Below are 13,337 nucleotides of genomic sequence, written 5' to 3' on the forward strand. Positions count from 1 at the left end.
CCGCCTGGACCGTCTCCGGCATCTCCTTCGGCGGCACCTGCTCGCTCCAGCTGGGCGTCAACGCACCCCAGGTGTACGGGGTGATCAATGACATCTCCGGGCAGGATGTGCCGACCCTGGGCAGCCCCGCCAAGACCGTCAAGGCGGCCTTCGGCGGAGACACCGCCGCCTTCGCCCGGGTCAACCCGCTTGATGTGATGGCCCGTCAGCGCTTTCCGGACACCAGCGCCGCCTTTGTCGCGGGCAGCAAGGACGCCACCTACCGGCCCCAGCAGCGCAGGGTCTACGAGGCCGCGGTACGGGCCGGGATGCGGGCCGAGTGGGTGCTGTTGCCCGGCGGCCACAGCTGGCAGGTCTGGCGGCCCGGCCTGGAGCGCCAACTCCCCTGGATCGCCCGGCGGACGGGGCTGACCCCATGAGCGCACCGGCCGCCGCGCCCAGGGTCGGCGACCGCCGGACCGCCTGGCGCACCACCCTGGAGAGGCTGCGGGCCCCCATCCGGCACGCCCCCTTCACCCTGGGCTTCCTGGCGGTGCTGTGGATCGTCGGCGCGGTCACCGGAACCATAGCCTCCGGCCCCCGCCCGCACCGGATGGAACGCATCGGCGTGGGACTGCCCGCCCTGGCCGGGGGCCGCTGGTGGACCCCGGCCAGCTCTCTGCTGTGGTGCCCCGGCCTCGGCGGCTACCTCAGCGCCACCGCGCTGGTCCTGCTGCTGGTGGTGCCCTCCGAGCGGCGGCTGGGCGTGGCCCGTACCGCGGGCACCCTGCTGGGCGGGCAGATCCTGGGCACCCTGCTGGGCGTCGGCGCGGTATGGCTCGGCTCGCTGGCCGGCGAACAGTGGCTGGACAGCCTCACCGGGGAGCTCACCGTCACCCCCACCGTGGGCGCCCTGGCGGCCGGCGCCGCCCTCAGCTACCGCCTCACCGCCCTCTGGCGGCGCCGGATGCGGCTGGGCGTGACCGCCTTCGCCCTGGTGATGGCCCTCTATGTCGGCCACCTCCAGGGCATCATGCGGCTGGGCGGGGCGGTGGCGGGCCTGGCCGGCGGTGCCCTGCTGTACCGCCGGCGCGGCCCGCTGCGGCTGCGGCACTCCTCGCACACCGAGGCCCGGGTGCTGGTCGCCCTGGTGGTCGCCGCCTCCGCGATCGGACCCATGGTGGCCATCCTCTACAAGGACGCCTATGGACCCCTGAACTCCTTCGGCGACCTCTATGTCAGTGTTCAGCCCACCGCCGGGGAGGTCGCCGACTCCTGTGCGGTCTCCGCCCGGCTCTGCCATGCCGTGCACGCGGTGCGCAACTTCTATCACTCGCCCGCCACCGTGCTGGCCGTACTGGTCCCCGCCCTGCTGCTGGTGCTGGCCGAGGGGCTGCGGCGCGGGCTGCGGCTGGCCTGGGCACTGGCCATGCTGGCGCAGCTGGCCTGGATGGCGCTGTTCGCCTGGTGGCTGCATGACTTCCTGGCCTCACCCGCCGACTACATCACCGCCCCCGCCGAACACACCGGTTACCTCCAGGCGCTGGCCGAACAGATGCTGCTGCCCTTCCTGGTGCTGCTGCTCCTGCTGGTCACCCGGGCCCGCTTCCCCCTGCTGCTGCCGCGTTCGGCGCTGCGCGGTCTGCTGCTGGTGGTGGGCGGTGCACTGCTGCTGTCCTGTGCCGCCTTCCTGGGCATCGGCTATGCGGTACGCGGTGAGTACGACCCCGCGGCCACCCTGCCCCGGCTGGCCGCCGGCCTGGTCTCGGAGTTCCTCCCGCCCGCCTTCCTGGGCTACTTCGCCGACTGGCCGGTGCCGGTGGGCGGCACCGCCCAGGCCCTCTACCACTACTGCGGGCTGCTGTTCTGGGCCGTCACCCTGGTCGCGCTGCTGGTCACCTTCCGGCGGCCCCGGCTGCACACCGACGCCGACGCGGCGGTACGCGCCCGGCAACTGCTGGTCTGCCACGGCGGGCCCAACCTCTCCTATCTGACCACCTGGGACGGCAACTACTACTGGTCCGACCCGGCCGGGCGGGCCGCGGTCGCCTACCGGGTGATCGCCACCGTGGCCCTGACCACCGGCGACCCCTTCGGCGCCCCCGACGCCCGCCCGCCCGCGGTGGCCGGCTTCGCCCGCTACTGCGACGAACGCGGCTGGACCCCCTGCTTCTACAGCGTCACCGCCCAAACCCGGGCGCGGGCCGAGGAGTTGGGCTGGCGCTCGGTCCAGGTGGCGGAGGAGGCGGTGGTACCGCTGCCGGACCTGGCCTTCACCGGAAAAAAGTGGCAGGACGTGCGCACCGCGCTCAACAAGGCCCGCAAGGAGGGGATCGAGGCCCAGTGGTGGTCCTTCCCCGAGGCGCCGGTGGCCCTCACCGACCAGGTGCGTTCCATCTCCGAGGAGTGGGTCGCCGACAAGGGACTGCCCGAGATGGGCTTCACCCTGGGCGGCCTGGACGAACTCGACGACCCCGCCGTGCGGTGTCTGATCGCGGTGGACGCCGAGGGCACGGTGCATGGCATCACCAGCTGGATGCCGGTGTACCAGGCGGGCCGGCCGGCGGGCTGGACCCTGGACTTCATGCGCCGGCGCAGCGATGGCTTCCGCGGGGTGATGGAGTTCCTGATCGCCTCCGCCGCCCTGGGCTTCAAGGAGGAGGGCGCCCGCTTCCTCAGCCTCTCCGGCGCCCCACTGGCCCGTACGGCCACCGAACGGCCACCGGCCGCGCTCCAGCGGATGCTGGACCAGGCGGGCCGGATGCTCGAACCGGTCTATGGCTTCCGCTCCTTGCTCAACTTCAAGGCCAAGTTCCAGCCGGAGTACCACCCGCTCTATATGACCTACCCCGACCCGGCGGCGCTGCCCGCCATCACCCGGGCCATCGGCAAGGCGTATCTGCCGCATATGACGGCGGGTCAATGGGTGCGGCTGATGCGGCAGTTCTCGGCCTGAGCGAATCAGGTGCCGGGGGGCGCCCCGTCAGGGGCGCGGGGCGACCGCGTCATGCGGCTCTGCCGCGTGAGCGCGGCCAGCCACAGACTGCCCGCCAGTCGAAGAGCAAGCTGGATCCCCGCCGCCCCTGCTGGTGAGTGCGGGCACCCAGACCGATGCCCGGTGATCAGCAACGTCGCGGCGAGGAGCGGCCCCGGGGGCCGCCAACCTCAGCACAGGTCCTCCCAAGTGATCACCGGACTCGCGGCCCGCATGCTGAAGTCCATGGCGGCATCCCGCACCGGCCACTTCAGCCGCACCCAGCCCGGCAGCGTGGCCAATGCCCCGTCGTCCCCGGCCAGTTGCCAGAACGTATTGGAGTCCCGCCCCGCGAAATAGGGGCAGAACAGCGAAATGACCAGGGTCACCCGCCGCCCCTTGGTCACCGGGGTCACCGCGTGGAAGACGCGGCTGCCATGCAGGAAGAGCGCGGCTCCGCGCTCCCCGCGGGGTGCCTCCCTGATCCTGGGGTCGTCTTCCCTTACGTCCTCGAACTCCGCGGCGCGGCCCTGGAAATAGGTGAAATGCCCGCCCTCGTACTCGTCCGAGCCGCTCAGCTGGACGGTAAACACATAGTCCATGCCGTCGCGGCGCCAGCGCACGATATCCGGACGGCCCTGGCCCTCGCAGTAGTTGATCTGCGCGGTGGGAATGCGCAGCGGATGCGGAATGAGCGGTACGCCCACCAGCCGGGAACAGGCCAGCAGAAAGGTCCGGTCCCGGATCATATTGTTGAGGAACGGCGACATCAGATCCGCGCCGCGCAGCCGCCGGGCGGCGGCGAAGCCGCTGTCACCCGCAGCCGGTTCCAGCCGGTCGCAGACCTCGGCCAGGCAGTCCAGCCCCTCCTCGGTCAGCATCCGGAACGGGCCCACCAGCGCCGTGTCATCGATCCTGCCGAAGGCCCGGCCGAGTTCCCGGGACGCGTAGCCGAATTCCTGCAACCTCAGCCGCGGGCCGGTGAATTCAGCAGCCACATACTCGCTGCGCCACCGCGGTTCGCCCGGCAGGTCCGGCGCCCGCCGGGGCTTCCTGGCCCGCAGTGCGTGAAAGACCTGGCCGATTCCGGTGGCCGTACGGGGAGGATTGAGCACCCCGTCGCCGTGTCGCATACGCACCATCGCCATGGGTCATCTCCTCCGACCCAGGCAGTATCCAACGCCCGGCCCCCGCCCGGGCAAGAACCGGATCCCGCCAGACCGGGCACATCGCGGGCCCGGCCCCGCCGGCCCGGAGCTGGTTCGCCCGGAGCGAGTTCGCTCAGAGCGTGCGGCGGTTCCCAAAACCGGCTGCCCAAAGCAAGATCGCAGCTATGAAGCTGCTGATGCTGGGCGGAACGGAATTCGTCGGCCACGCCATCACCGAAGAGGCGCTGGCCCGGGGCTGGGAGATGACGGTCTTTCATCGCGGACGGCACCAACCGCCGCCCGGCGTACGGACCTTGCTGGGGGACCGGTGCCAGGATGGCGGACTGGCCGCGCTGGAACGGGGCGAGTGGGATGTGGTTGTGGACACCTGGTCCGGGGCCCCGTCCGTGGTTCGGGCGTCGGCCCGGCTGCTGGCCGGCCGGGCCGGGCGCCATGTCTATATCTCCAGCCGCTCGGTGTACTGCGACCCCCGGCCGGCGGGCCAGAACGAGGCGGCGCCGGTGGTGGACGCCGCCCCTGATCTGGGCGAGGTGGAGTACGCCCAGGCCAAGCGGGGCGGCGAGCTGGCGGCCGAGGAGTCCTTCGGCGAGCGGGCCCTGCTGGTCCGGGCCGGGCTGGTTCTCGGCCCCCGGGAGAACATCGGCCGCCTGCCCTGGTGGCTGCTGCGCATCGCACGCGGCGGGAAGGTGATGGCCCCCGGCCCGGAGGACAGCCCGATCCGGTTTATCGATGTCCGTGACCTGGCCACCTGGACGCTGGACGCCGCGGTGCGGGGGCTGGGCGGTCCCTACGACCTGGTCTGCCCGCCCGGCCATGGCACCATGGGCGAACTGCTGCGCGCCTGCGCCGAGGTCACCGGCTCGGATGCGGAACTGTGCTGGACGGAGCCGGAGGCCGTACTGGCGGCCGGTGCCCGGCCCTGGATCGATCTGCCCGTCTGGCTGCCGCCGGGTGAGCTGCATGATGCGATCCATGGCGGTTCGGTGGACAAGGCGCTGGCCGCGGGGCTGCGGTGCCGTCCGATGCGGGAGACGGTGGCGGGCACCTGGCAGTGGCTCCGGGAGTTGGACGGGCCGCCGCCGCAGCGGCCGGACCGGCCGGTGGTCGGGCTCCAGCCGGATCTGGAGGCCCGGATTCTGCGCGGGGAGTAGCCCCGGGCCGGTTACCCGTTCACCCGTGCCCCAAAGGGGGTGCGCCGGAGCCGCGTTACGCGGGTCCCCCGCGCCCCCGGCGGAGGCCGAAGCGCTCGCGGTAGGCGGAGGGGCTCAGGCCGGTACGGCGGCGCAGCTGGGTGCGGAGATTGGCGGCGGTTCCCAGGCCGCTGGCCCGGGCGACCGCCTCCAGGGGGAGTTCGCCGAGTTCTATCAACCGCCGGGCCAGCAGGGTCCGTTCGGAGGTCAGCCAGGCCAGCGGCGTGGTGCCCAGCTCGGCGCGGAACCGGCGGTGCAGGGTGGCCGGGCTGACCGCCGCCCGGGCCGCCAGCTCGGCGACGCCCAGCGGCCGGTCCAGCCGCTGCCGGGCCCACTCCAGCACCGGTGCCAGCGAGGTGTCCGGCAGCGCCGGAAGCGGCTGCTCCACGAACTGCCGCTGTCCGCCGTCCCGGTGGGCGGCGAAGACCAGGCGGCGGCTGACCGCGTTGGCCACCTCCGCCCCATGGTCCCGGCCGATCACATACAGCCCGAGGTCCAGCGCCGCCGCGCTGCCCGCGGCGGTGAGCACCATCCCGTCGTCCACGAACAGCACATCCGGCTCCAGCCGGACCGCCGGATGGCGTTCGGCGAACTCCCGGCTCCAGAGCCAGTGCGTGGTGGCCCGGCGGCCATCCAGCACCCCGGCCGCGGCCAGCACAAAGGCGCCGGTGCAGAAGCTCATCATCCGGGCGCCGCGCCGGGCGGCGCGGGCCACCGCGTCCAGCACCGCGGGGTCCGGACCCCGCAGGGGATCCGGCCGGTTGGGGACGATCACCGTGTCGGCACCGTCCACCGCCTCCAGACCGGCCACCTGGGAGAGGGTGAAGAACCCGGCGTGCATGCTCAGCGCGGGCCGCGCCGAGCAGAGGGTGAAGTCGTACCACTGCCGCCCCAGTTCGGGGCGGCGCAGCCCGAACAGCTCGGTGGCCACACCCAGTTCAAAGGGGTTGGAGCCCTCATCGACGATGACGGCGACCCGGTGCGGACGGCCGCCGGCCGGCTGCGAGGAATCGTGCGGCATATGCGATTCCTAGCACTGTCGCCGGCCCCCGGCCAAGGTGAGGATGGCCGCATGATCAATGAACCGGTGAATCTGCGGGCCGCTCTGGACACCTTCGACTCCCTGTGGAGCCCGCGCATAGTGACCCAGGTCAACGACTATGACGTACGGCTGGCCAAGGTGGCGGGCGAGCACCTGTGGCATGTGCACGAGAACACCGATGAGTTCTTTATGGTGCTGGCGGGGGAGTTGCGGATAGCGTTGCGGGAGCCGGCCGGGGAGCGGGTGGTGACGCTGGCCAAGGGCTCGGTGTTCGTGGTCCCGCGCGGGACCGAGCACAAGCCTTCCTCGCCCGAGGGGGCCGAGCTGCTGATGTTCGAGCCCACCGGCACGCTGACGGTGGGGGACCGGCACAATGAGGTGCCGGACCATGTGGACGCCACCACCGGGCACGCGCTTTAGGCCGCACCCGCCGGCCTCAGTCCTCCTCGGTCAGCCGCCCCAGCAGCTCGATCGCTTCGATCACCACGGCCCGCTCCCGGTCGTCCAGGCGGTCGCGCAGCGCCTGGACGATCCAGCTCTCCTTGATCCGGCGGCCTTCCTCGATCTTCCGCCGCCCCTGCTCGGTGAGCGACATGATCATCTGGCGGCGGTCGCTGGGATGAGGCGAGCGCTGCACCAGCCCGGCCTCCTCCAGGGCGGCGAGCGTGGCCCCCATGGACTGCGGACGCACCCGCTCGGCGCGGGCCAGTTCCACGGTGGTGGCCGGGCCCTTGCGGACGAGCCTGCTGAGCACGGCGGCCTGGGACATGGTGATCCCGTCCCCCTCGGAGGCCGCGCGCAGCCGCCGGGTCAGCTGGCCGGACAGCGCGCGCAGTTTCGACGCCACCTCTGCAAGGTCCGGCTGGCCGGCGGAAACGGTGGTCTGCTGATCTTGGGGCCTCACATGGCCAGGGTACCTTCCGAACCGGGCGCCCATTGCCCGGTCATTCCCGCTCGCGGGCCAGTCCGCGGTCGGCCAGGGTGGCCAGCAACAGGACGCCACCCAGCACGCTCAGCACCACCGCCACCGTGTGCAGTCCGCCCGTACTGGCCCGCTGTCCGTAGAGCAGGCCGATCAGGCTGGAGGAGGCGATGGCGCCCTGATACTGCGCGGTCCGGAAGAGCCCGGCGGCGGTGCCGGTCTGCTCGGCCGGCGTCTGGACGTACATCGCCGCCTGATTGCCCACCGCGTTCAGTCCGTTGGGCAGTCCGAAGACCAGGCCGATGGCCACCAGCAGCCAGACAGGGGTGCCGGGCCCGGCGAAGACGAGCGCCGCCGAGGCCGCCACCATGGCGGCCGTACCCGCCAGCAATGGGCCCCGCACCCGCCGCCGCCGGGCCGCCAGGGCCGAACACAGCGCCGCCATCACACACATGGGCAGCATCAGCACGCCGGTCATCAGCGCCGAGTAGCCCCGGGACTCCTCCAGCCACTGGGTGTAGCCGTAGAGGATGCAGTAGATGACCAGATAGGCGGCCCCGCAGCGCAAATAGGTGCGCACCAGCGGCCGGTTGGCGGCCAGCATCCGCACATCGAGGAACGGCTGCCGGGCCCGGCGCTCCCAGAAGGTGAGCGCTGTGCCCATCACCAGCCCCAACGCCAGCAGTGGCCAGGGGAGTTGGCGCAGCCGCAGCAGGAAGAACATCACCGGCAGCAGGGTGCCGGTGAACAGCAGCACGCCCAGCGGGTCCAGTGCCGCCCAGCCGCCGCGCCGGTCCGGCCCGGTCCGCGGTGGCTCGTCCTTGGGCAGCCAGAGCAGGGTGAGGACCAGTCCGGCGGCGGCCAGTGGCAGGTTCACCCCGAAGACCGCCCGCCAGCCGGCCACCCCCACCAGCAGTCCGCCCAGTACCGGGCCGAGGGCTGCGCTGGAGAGAGCGGCGATGGTCAGCGAGCCAAGTACCCGGCCGGGGGTCTCCACCCCCAGCCGGGCCGACTGGCTGCGGATCATGGCCATGGCGGCCGGATAGGCGGCCGAGGTGCCTATGCCGATCAGCACCCGCACGGCGATCAGCTCACCCAGCGAGCGGGCCAGTAGCCCGCCGGCACCGGCCAGGCCCACCAGGACCAGCCCCGTCAGATAGACCCGGCGGGCACCCAGCCGGTCGGCCACCCTGCCCATCGCCGGCTGTGCCACCGAACTGGCCATATAGAGCCCGGCGATCAGCCAGACGGTGGCCGACGCACCGGCCTGGAAGGCGCGGCCGATGGGCACCAAAGCGGTGGAGATCATTGTGGAGTTGACCGGGTTGAGCATGGATCCGATCACCACCGGGGCCACAAAGCGGGGGCCGAAGCCGGGATTCCGGCCGGGTGGTGCCGTGCTGACGGACGCCCTGCCCCGGGTGGTCCGTGCCGCGGGGCCGTGTGCGCCTGCCGCGCCTGGTATGCCTGGTGAAAGGAAGCCCATAAAGAAAGGCTACCTGTTAAACAGGAAGCCTTACAAGTTTGCCTGTCTGGCTTTGAGGCTCTCATGTATGGAGTTGAGCGGGCCGAGGCCCGCCTGATGGCTCTTGGCCGACCGCTGAGGGCGCCCCGTAAGGGGCGCGGGGAACTGTGCGACCAGCCACCGACGACCCGCACATGACGAATGATCCGTAGGAGAACGGCACCCATTAGATGGGGCAGCCCATGAGTGTCAGCATCTGCCCGGTCGTGGCCCTCGCCACCGGGGCTCCGGTTGACCGAACCCATGACGGACAACCGGAAGGCGGCCGGCGCCGTACTGCTGCACCGCCACGGCCACCGGCCCGCCGCACACTGGGCGGCGGCCGGTACCGTGCTCTACGGGGCGGCCCTGGCCGTCACCTTCGCGGTGAGCATCCCCCTCAACGATGAACTGGCCCGGCTGGGCCACCATGCCTCGGCCGCCCAACTGGCCCATATTCACCACCGGTTCACCGGCATCTGGCAACCGGCCAACCGGACAAGGACCTTGCTCTGCACCGGCGCGCTGGGCTGTCCGGCCAGGGCCCTGGTCCTGCGCGGGCGGGGCGGCCAACAGGCGTCCGCGTACCCGCGGCGGGGTGTCGCGGCCGGGGCGTGACCGGGTCAGTGTTCCCGGCGGAGGGCCAGCAGCGCGGCGTCGTCCGACAGCACCCCGCCCGCGTACGCCAGCAGATCCGCCACCAGACGGTCCAGCACCGCATCCGGCGGACCCACCGGCAGCCGGGACAGACGCTCCGGCAGCGGGTAGAAGCGCCCGGCGGCGTCCCGGGCCTCGGTCACCCCGTCCGTGCAGAGCAGCAGGAGATCGCCGCGCCGGAGGACGAAGCGCTGGGTGTGGTACCCGCCGCCGACCAGGGCCCGCAGGGCCAGTGGCGGATCGGCCTCCGCCGCCCGCACCCCGATTTCGGACACCGTCCCGTCGGTGCGCCGCACCAGGGGCGGCAGATGGCCGCAGTTGACCAGCTCGGCCGGGGCGCCGTGCGGCGGCAGGCCGAGCAGGGCGGCGGTGACAAACTCCTCGCCCAGGCCCCGGCGCCGTACCGTCGCGTCCAGCCGCCCGGCCACCGCCGCCAGCTCGGCCTCCACCTGGGCCGCCTCCCGGAAGGTGCCCAGTACATCGGAGGCGGTCTCCACGGCGGCCAGCCCCTTGCCGCGCACATCGCCGAGCAGCACCCGGATCCCATAGGGGGTAGTGAGCACCTCATAGAGGTCACCGCCCACCCGGGCGTCCGCGGCCGCCGCCAGATAGCGCACCGCCACCCGCAGCCCGTCGATCCGCTCCGGCACCGGGCGCAGCAGGGCCAGCTGTGCCGCCTGGGCCACCGAGCGCGAACTGAGCAGTTCCCGCTCCCTGGTGGCCACCAGCACCACATTGGCGGTGCTGACGCAGGTCACCGCCAGCACGGCGAAGGCCGAGGTGAGGTGGACGGCCAGGGCGACCTGTGGATCGGCCACGATCAGCAGCGGGACCACCGCCAGCGTCAGCAGGCCCACCAGCAGCGGCACCCGGGCCCGGCGGGTGCCGATGCCGGCCAGTGCGGGGGCGGTGGCCAGCACGGGGGAGAAGGTCAGCCGGGGATTGTTGACCACATCAAGGACCACCGCCACGGTGAGCAGCGCATAGGCGGTCAGCACCAGCCCCCGCACATGGCGTGGCGGGGCCGGCGGACCGAAGGGGCTCTCACCGCGGGGGTCTCGCTTCATGGCTCGGCATCCACCCTAGGTACCGCCGGGGCGGCCGCAACCCGGCCCCGGCCGCCGCCGGCACCCCTCGCCGCCGACCGCCGGTGGCCGTCCTACACTCGCCCGGTGGACGCCTTGACCGGCCTGCTGGACGGGCCCAAGGCCCGGGGGGCCTTTCTGCTGCGGTCGGTGCTCAGCCCGCCATGGTCACTGCGGGTGGCCGACGGGGCGCCGCTCTGCCTGGTGACGGTGGTGCGCGGGCACGCCTGGATCACCCCGGGCATGGGTGAGCCGGTGCGGCTGGAGCCCGGCGCGGTGGCGCTGCTGCGCGGCCCGGATCCGTACACCGTCTCCGACGACCCCGCGACACCGGTGCAGGTGGTCATCGGCCCCGGACAGGCGTGCAGTACGGGGGACGGGCAGGACGTCAGCGAGGGCATGGCGCTGGGCGTTCGTACCTGGGGCAATGACCCGGACGGGCCGGTGATGCTGCTCACCGGCACCTATCAGCTGCGCCATGAGATCGGCCGGCGGCTGCTGGACGCCCTGCCCGGGCTGCTGGTCAGGCCGGCGCGGGACGCTCCCCGCACCCTGATCACTCTGCTCGCGGAGGAGATCGGCCGGGCCGAACCGGGGCAGACGGCGGTGCTCGACCGGATTCTGGACCTGCTGCTGGTGAGCGTGGTGCGGTCCTGGCTGGCCGAGGCGGGCAGCGGTGCGCCCGCCTGGCTCCGCGCCCAGCGGGATCCGGTGGCCGGACCGGCGCTGCGGCTGCTGCACCAGGAGCCGGCACGGCCCTGGACGGTGGCCCTGCTCGCCGCCGAGGTCGGCGTCTCCCGGGCCGCCCTGGCCCGGCGGTTCGGCACGCTGGTCGGCGAGCCGCCGATGGCCTATCTCACCCAGTGGCGGCTCGCCCTCGCCGCGGATCTGCTGCGCGAGCCGGAGGCGACCTTGGAGGCGGTGGCGCGGCGGGTGGGGTACGGCAGCGCGTTTGCGCTGAGCGCCGCGTTCAAGCGGGTCCGGGGGGTCAGCCCCCGCAGTTACCGGGAGAGTGTGCTGGAGGATGGCTGACGGACACGGCTGTCGGCCCGGCCGGGCCCGAGCCGTGCCGCCCGCCCGGCAGCCGGACGGGCGGCACGGTGAAGGACCCGTCAGGAGCCGCCGACCTCGGTGCTCGCCGCGACCGGCGCGTCACCGGAGACCGAGCAGTTGACCGTCACCCCGAAGACATGCACCGCTATGTCGCCGGGAGTGAAGGTGGTGGTCCCCGCGCTGTCCAGCTCCACCGAGGCGGTGCCCCCGGTCACCGCGACGGTGGAGCCGCTGGCGACCGCGCTGTCATTGGTGGCCCCGGTGACCTGGACGCTGCCGGAGTTCGCCCCGCCGATGGCCAGGTTCATCTCGGCCGTCACGGTGTTCGCCGGCAGGTCGATGGGCGCGGTCATCTGGGTGGTGGCGCTGACCGTGAGGTTCGCGGAGCCGCCCTGGGGCACGCTGGCCGGCGCGGTCACGGTGAGCTGGATGGGGTTGTCGCCGCTGGGCGCCCCCGGACCGGTACAGGTGTAGCTGACGGACACGGTGTCGGTGCCGCCGGCCACCGCCGAGGGGGTGGCCAGTCCGATGCCCGCGGCCGCCAGCAGGGCGGCGGCCGCGGCGCTCGCCGCCGTCCGCCTGCGGGCCGACCTCTTCGCCGTATTCATCGCCGCACTCCCTTCTGGCCTGATGTGGACACGTCATGAGTCGCACGCGGCGGCAAAGAAGTCAACAGCGATCGGGCGCTGGCCTAGAGTCGGGGCATGGTTGCAGAACAGGGGAGCGTGCGGGTGGACAGCTGGATCTGGTCCGTACGCCTGACCAAGACCCGTTCCCTGGCCGCGGCGGCCTGCCGGGCGGGCCATGTCCGGGTCAACGGGGAGCGGGTCAAGCCCGCCCAGGCCGTACGTCCCGGCGACGAGGTGCGGCTGTTCCATGCGGGGCGGGAGCGGATCGTGGTGGTCTCGCGCCTGGTGCACAAGCGGGTGGGCGCCCCGGTGGCCGCCGAGTGCTATGTGGACAACAGCCCGCCCCCGCCCCCGCGCGAGGTGCTCGCCGCCGTGGGCCTGCGGGACCGGGGCGCCGGACGGCCCACCAAGCGCGAGCGCCGGGAGATCGAGCAGCTCCGTGGACGTTCGTAAGCGGGTTCGGGTGGGTGACCGGGAAGGTATGGTGACGGGAGACCTTCGCCGGGCAGCGGCCACGGCGACCGAGGGGAAGAGGTGAGACGACATGCTGCGTAATGGCTTGGAGCCCTGGCACCTGCTCGTCGTGGCCATTGTGGTGCTCGTTGTCTTCGGCTCGAAGCGCCTTCCGGACACGGCCAGGGCGCTGGGTAAGTCCTTGCGGATTCTGAAGAGCGAGACCCGGGCGATGAAGGAGGAGAGCTCGTCGGCCGCCCCGCAGGGGCAGGCGCAGACGGAGGCGAAGCCGCACACCATCCAGGCGGCCCCCGGCGATGTGGCGTCCGCCCGTCCCGTGCACGAGAACGACACCAGTTCGCCTCGCTGACCCCAGACGCACCCCGTTCCGGCCGGGACGGTACGGCCACGCACTCATCAGGTGCGTGGCCGTCACCGTACCCGGCCGCAGCTCGTTGACGGGCTGGAAAGTCGCTCCGGTTCCCCGCAGCCGCCGCCCGCGCGCCCATGCGTCGGGCGGCGCCGGGGCCGAACGGCGGGGGACCGCCCGCCGCGAGCGAGGGTGAGCCGCGGGGAGGAGCGGGGGCGTTGGACGGTACATCGTCCGTGAGGTCCCGGCGGGTCACCAGGACGGCGGGCAGGTGTCAAGACGACAGGCGGACGCCCCCTCGATACTTGCT

The 13,337-nt window shown here is 72.7% G+C and carries 14 protein-coding genes; 8 read left to right on the forward strand and 6 right to left on the reverse strand.

The features are described from left to right. Nucleotides 1-419, forward strand: a 419-nt coding sequence (locus tag CV755_RS06785) for an alpha/beta hydrolase-fold protein (RefSeq protein WP_161968607.1), incomplete at its 5' end; no start/stop codon positions are given. Next, nucleotides 416-2,935 carry a bifunctional lysylphosphatidylglycerol flippase/synthetase MprF gene (locus CV755_RS06790; RefSeq protein WP_109279269.1) on the forward strand — a complete coding sequence of 840 codons (2,520 nt, stop codon included), beginning with the start codon at nt 416-418 and terminating at the stop codon, nt 2,933-2,935. The genes CV755_RS06785 and CV755_RS06790, both read left to right, overlap by 4 nt. Before the next feature lie 209 nt (nt 2,936-3,144). On the opposite strand, the gene CV755_RS06795 is transcribed toward CV755_RS06790, so the two are convergent. Continuing rightward, complete coding sequence (locus CV755_RS06795) at nt 3,145-4,101, reverse strand: 2OG-Fe(II) oxygenase (RefSeq protein ID WP_109279270.1); 957 nt, start codon at nt 4,099-4,101, stop codon at nt 3,145-3,147. Nucleotides 4,102-4,286: 185 nt separating this feature from the next. Between CV755_RS06795 and CV755_RS06800 the strand changes: the two genes are divergently transcribed. Next, entirely contained in the window at nt 4,287-5,273 is a 987-nt protein-coding gene (locus CV755_RS06800; protein ID WP_109279271.1) for an NAD-dependent epimerase/dehydratase family protein, read from the forward strand. Nucleotides 5,274-5,328: 55 nt separating this feature from the next. Here CV755_RS06800 and CV755_RS06805 read toward each other — a convergent pair whose 3' ends face one another. Beyond that, nucleotides 5,329-6,333, reverse strand: coding sequence for a GlxA family transcriptional regulator (locus CV755_RS06805; protein ID WP_109279272.1), 1,005 nt, complete (start codon nt 6,331-6,333; stop codon nt 5,329-5,331). A 51-nt stretch (nt 6,334-6,384) separates the two neighbouring features. Between CV755_RS06805 and CV755_RS06810 the strand changes: the two genes are divergently transcribed. Further along, entirely contained in the window at nt 6,385-6,774 is a 390-nt protein-coding gene (locus CV755_RS06810) for a cupin domain-containing protein (RefSeq protein ID WP_109279273.1), read from the forward strand. Nucleotides 6,775-6,790: 16 nt separating this feature from the next. Here CV755_RS06810 and CV755_RS06815 read toward each other — a convergent pair whose 3' ends face one another. Both CV755_RS06815 and CV755_RS06820 read right to left on the reverse strand, forming a co-directional pair. After that, a complete protein-coding gene (locus CV755_RS06815) occupies nt 6,791-7,258 on the reverse strand; it encodes a MarR family winged helix-turn-helix transcriptional regulator (RefSeq protein ID WP_241561022.1) in 468 nt (155 codons plus the stop codon). A 40-nt stretch (nt 7,259-7,298) separates the two neighbouring features. Then, nucleotides 7,299-8,624: an MFS transporter gene (locus CV755_RS06820; protein ID WP_241561023.1), complete on the reverse strand. Its 1,326-nt coding sequence runs from the start codon at nt 8,622-8,624 to the stop codon at nt 7,299-7,301. A gap of 420 nt (nt 8,625-9,044) precedes the next feature. Between CV755_RS06820 and CV755_RS06825 the strand changes: the two genes are divergently transcribed. Next, nucleotides 9,045-9,398 carry an anthrone oxygenase family protein gene (locus CV755_RS06825; protein ID WP_109279276.1) on the forward strand — a complete coding sequence of 118 codons (354 nt, stop codon included), beginning with the start codon at nt 9,045-9,047 and terminating at the stop codon, nt 9,396-9,398. A gap of 5 nt (nt 9,399-9,403) precedes the next feature. On the opposite strand, the gene CV755_RS06830 is transcribed toward CV755_RS06825, so the two are convergent. Next, nucleotides 9,404-10,504: a PP2C family protein-serine/threonine phosphatase gene (locus tag CV755_RS06830; RefSeq protein WP_109279277.1), complete on the reverse strand. Its 1,101-nt coding sequence runs from the start codon at nt 10,502-10,504 to the stop codon at nt 9,404-9,406. Between the two features lie 105 nt (nt 10,505-10,609). Between CV755_RS06830 and CV755_RS06835 the strand changes: the two genes are divergently transcribed. Then, the gene (locus CV755_RS06835) at nt 10,610-11,554 is read left to right on the forward strand and encodes an AraC family transcriptional regulator (RefSeq protein ID WP_109279278.1); all 945 of its coding nucleotides are present in this window, start codon (nt 10,610-10,612) and stop codon (nt 11,552-11,554) included. An 80-nt stretch (nt 11,555-11,634) separates the two neighbouring features. Here the strand turns inward: CV755_RS06835 and CV755_RS06840 are convergent, their stop codons facing one another. Further along, nucleotides 11,635-12,183, reverse strand: coding sequence for a hypothetical protein (locus tag CV755_RS06840; protein WP_109279279.1), 549 nt, complete (start codon nt 12,181-12,183; stop codon nt 11,635-11,637). Nucleotides 12,184-12,279: 96 nt separating this feature from the next. Here CV755_RS06840 and CV755_RS06845 point away from each other — a divergent pair, with 96 nt between their 5' ends. Further along, complete coding sequence (locus tag CV755_RS06845; protein WP_193553366.1) at nt 12,280-12,657, forward strand: RNA-binding S4 domain-containing protein; 378 nt, start codon at nt 12,280-12,282, stop codon at nt 12,655-12,657. A 91-nt stretch (nt 12,658-12,748) separates the two neighbouring features. Beyond that, nucleotides 12,749-13,027, forward strand: a complete 279-nt coding sequence (gene tatA / locus CV755_RS06850; protein WP_109279281.1) for a Sec-independent protein translocase subunit TatA — start codon at nt 12,749-12,751, stop codon at nt 13,025-13,027. Nucleotides 13,028-13,337 lie beyond the last annotated feature (310 nt).

The sequence above is a fragment of the Streptomyces orinoci genome (assembly GCF_003121295.1).
Classification (GTDB): domain Bacteria; phylum Actinomycetota; class Actinomycetes; order Streptomycetales; family Streptomycetaceae; genus Streptomyces; species Streptomyces orinoci.

Excerpts from the sequence above, each read along its gene's own strand:
- CV755_RS06830 (WP_109279277.1), bottom strand. The coding sequence starts at position 10,504 with ATGAAGCGAGACCCCCGCGGTGAGAGCCCCTTCGGTCCGCCGGCCCCG.
- tatA (WP_109279281.1), top strand. The coding sequence starts at position 12,749 with ATGCTGCGTAATGGCTTGGAGCCCTGGCACCTGCTCGTCGTGGCCATT.
- CV755_RS06810 (WP_109279273.1), top strand. The coding sequence starts at position 6,385 with ATGATCAATGAACCGGTGAATCTGCGGGCCGCTCTGGACACCTTCGAC.
- CV755_RS06800 (WP_109279271.1), top strand. The coding sequence starts at position 4,287 with ATGAAGCTGCTGATGCTGGGCGGAACGGAATTCGTCGGCCACGCCATC.
- CV755_RS06805 (WP_109279272.1), bottom strand. The coding sequence starts at position 6,333 with ATGCCGCACGATTCCTCGCAGCCGGCCGGCGGCCGTCCGCACCGGGTC.
- CV755_RS06795 (WP_109279270.1), bottom strand. The coding sequence starts at position 4,101 with ATGGCGATGGTGCGTATGCGACACGGCGACGGGGTGCTCAATCCTCCC.
- CV755_RS06790 (WP_109279269.1), top strand. The coding sequence starts at position 416 with ATGAGCGCACCGGCCGCCGCGCCCAGGGTCGGCGACCGCCGGACCGCC.
- CV755_RS06845 (WP_193553366.1), top strand. The coding sequence starts at position 12,280 with ATGGTTGCAGAACAGGGGAGCGTGCGGGTGGACAGCTGGATCTGGTCC.
- CV755_RS06825 (WP_109279276.1), top strand. The coding sequence starts at position 9,045 with ATGACGGACAACCGGAAGGCGGCCGGCGCCGTACTGCTGCACCGCCAC.
- CV755_RS06840 (WP_109279279.1), bottom strand. The coding sequence starts at position 12,183 with ATGAATACGGCGAAGAGGTCGGCCCGCAGGCGGACGGCGGCGAGCGCC.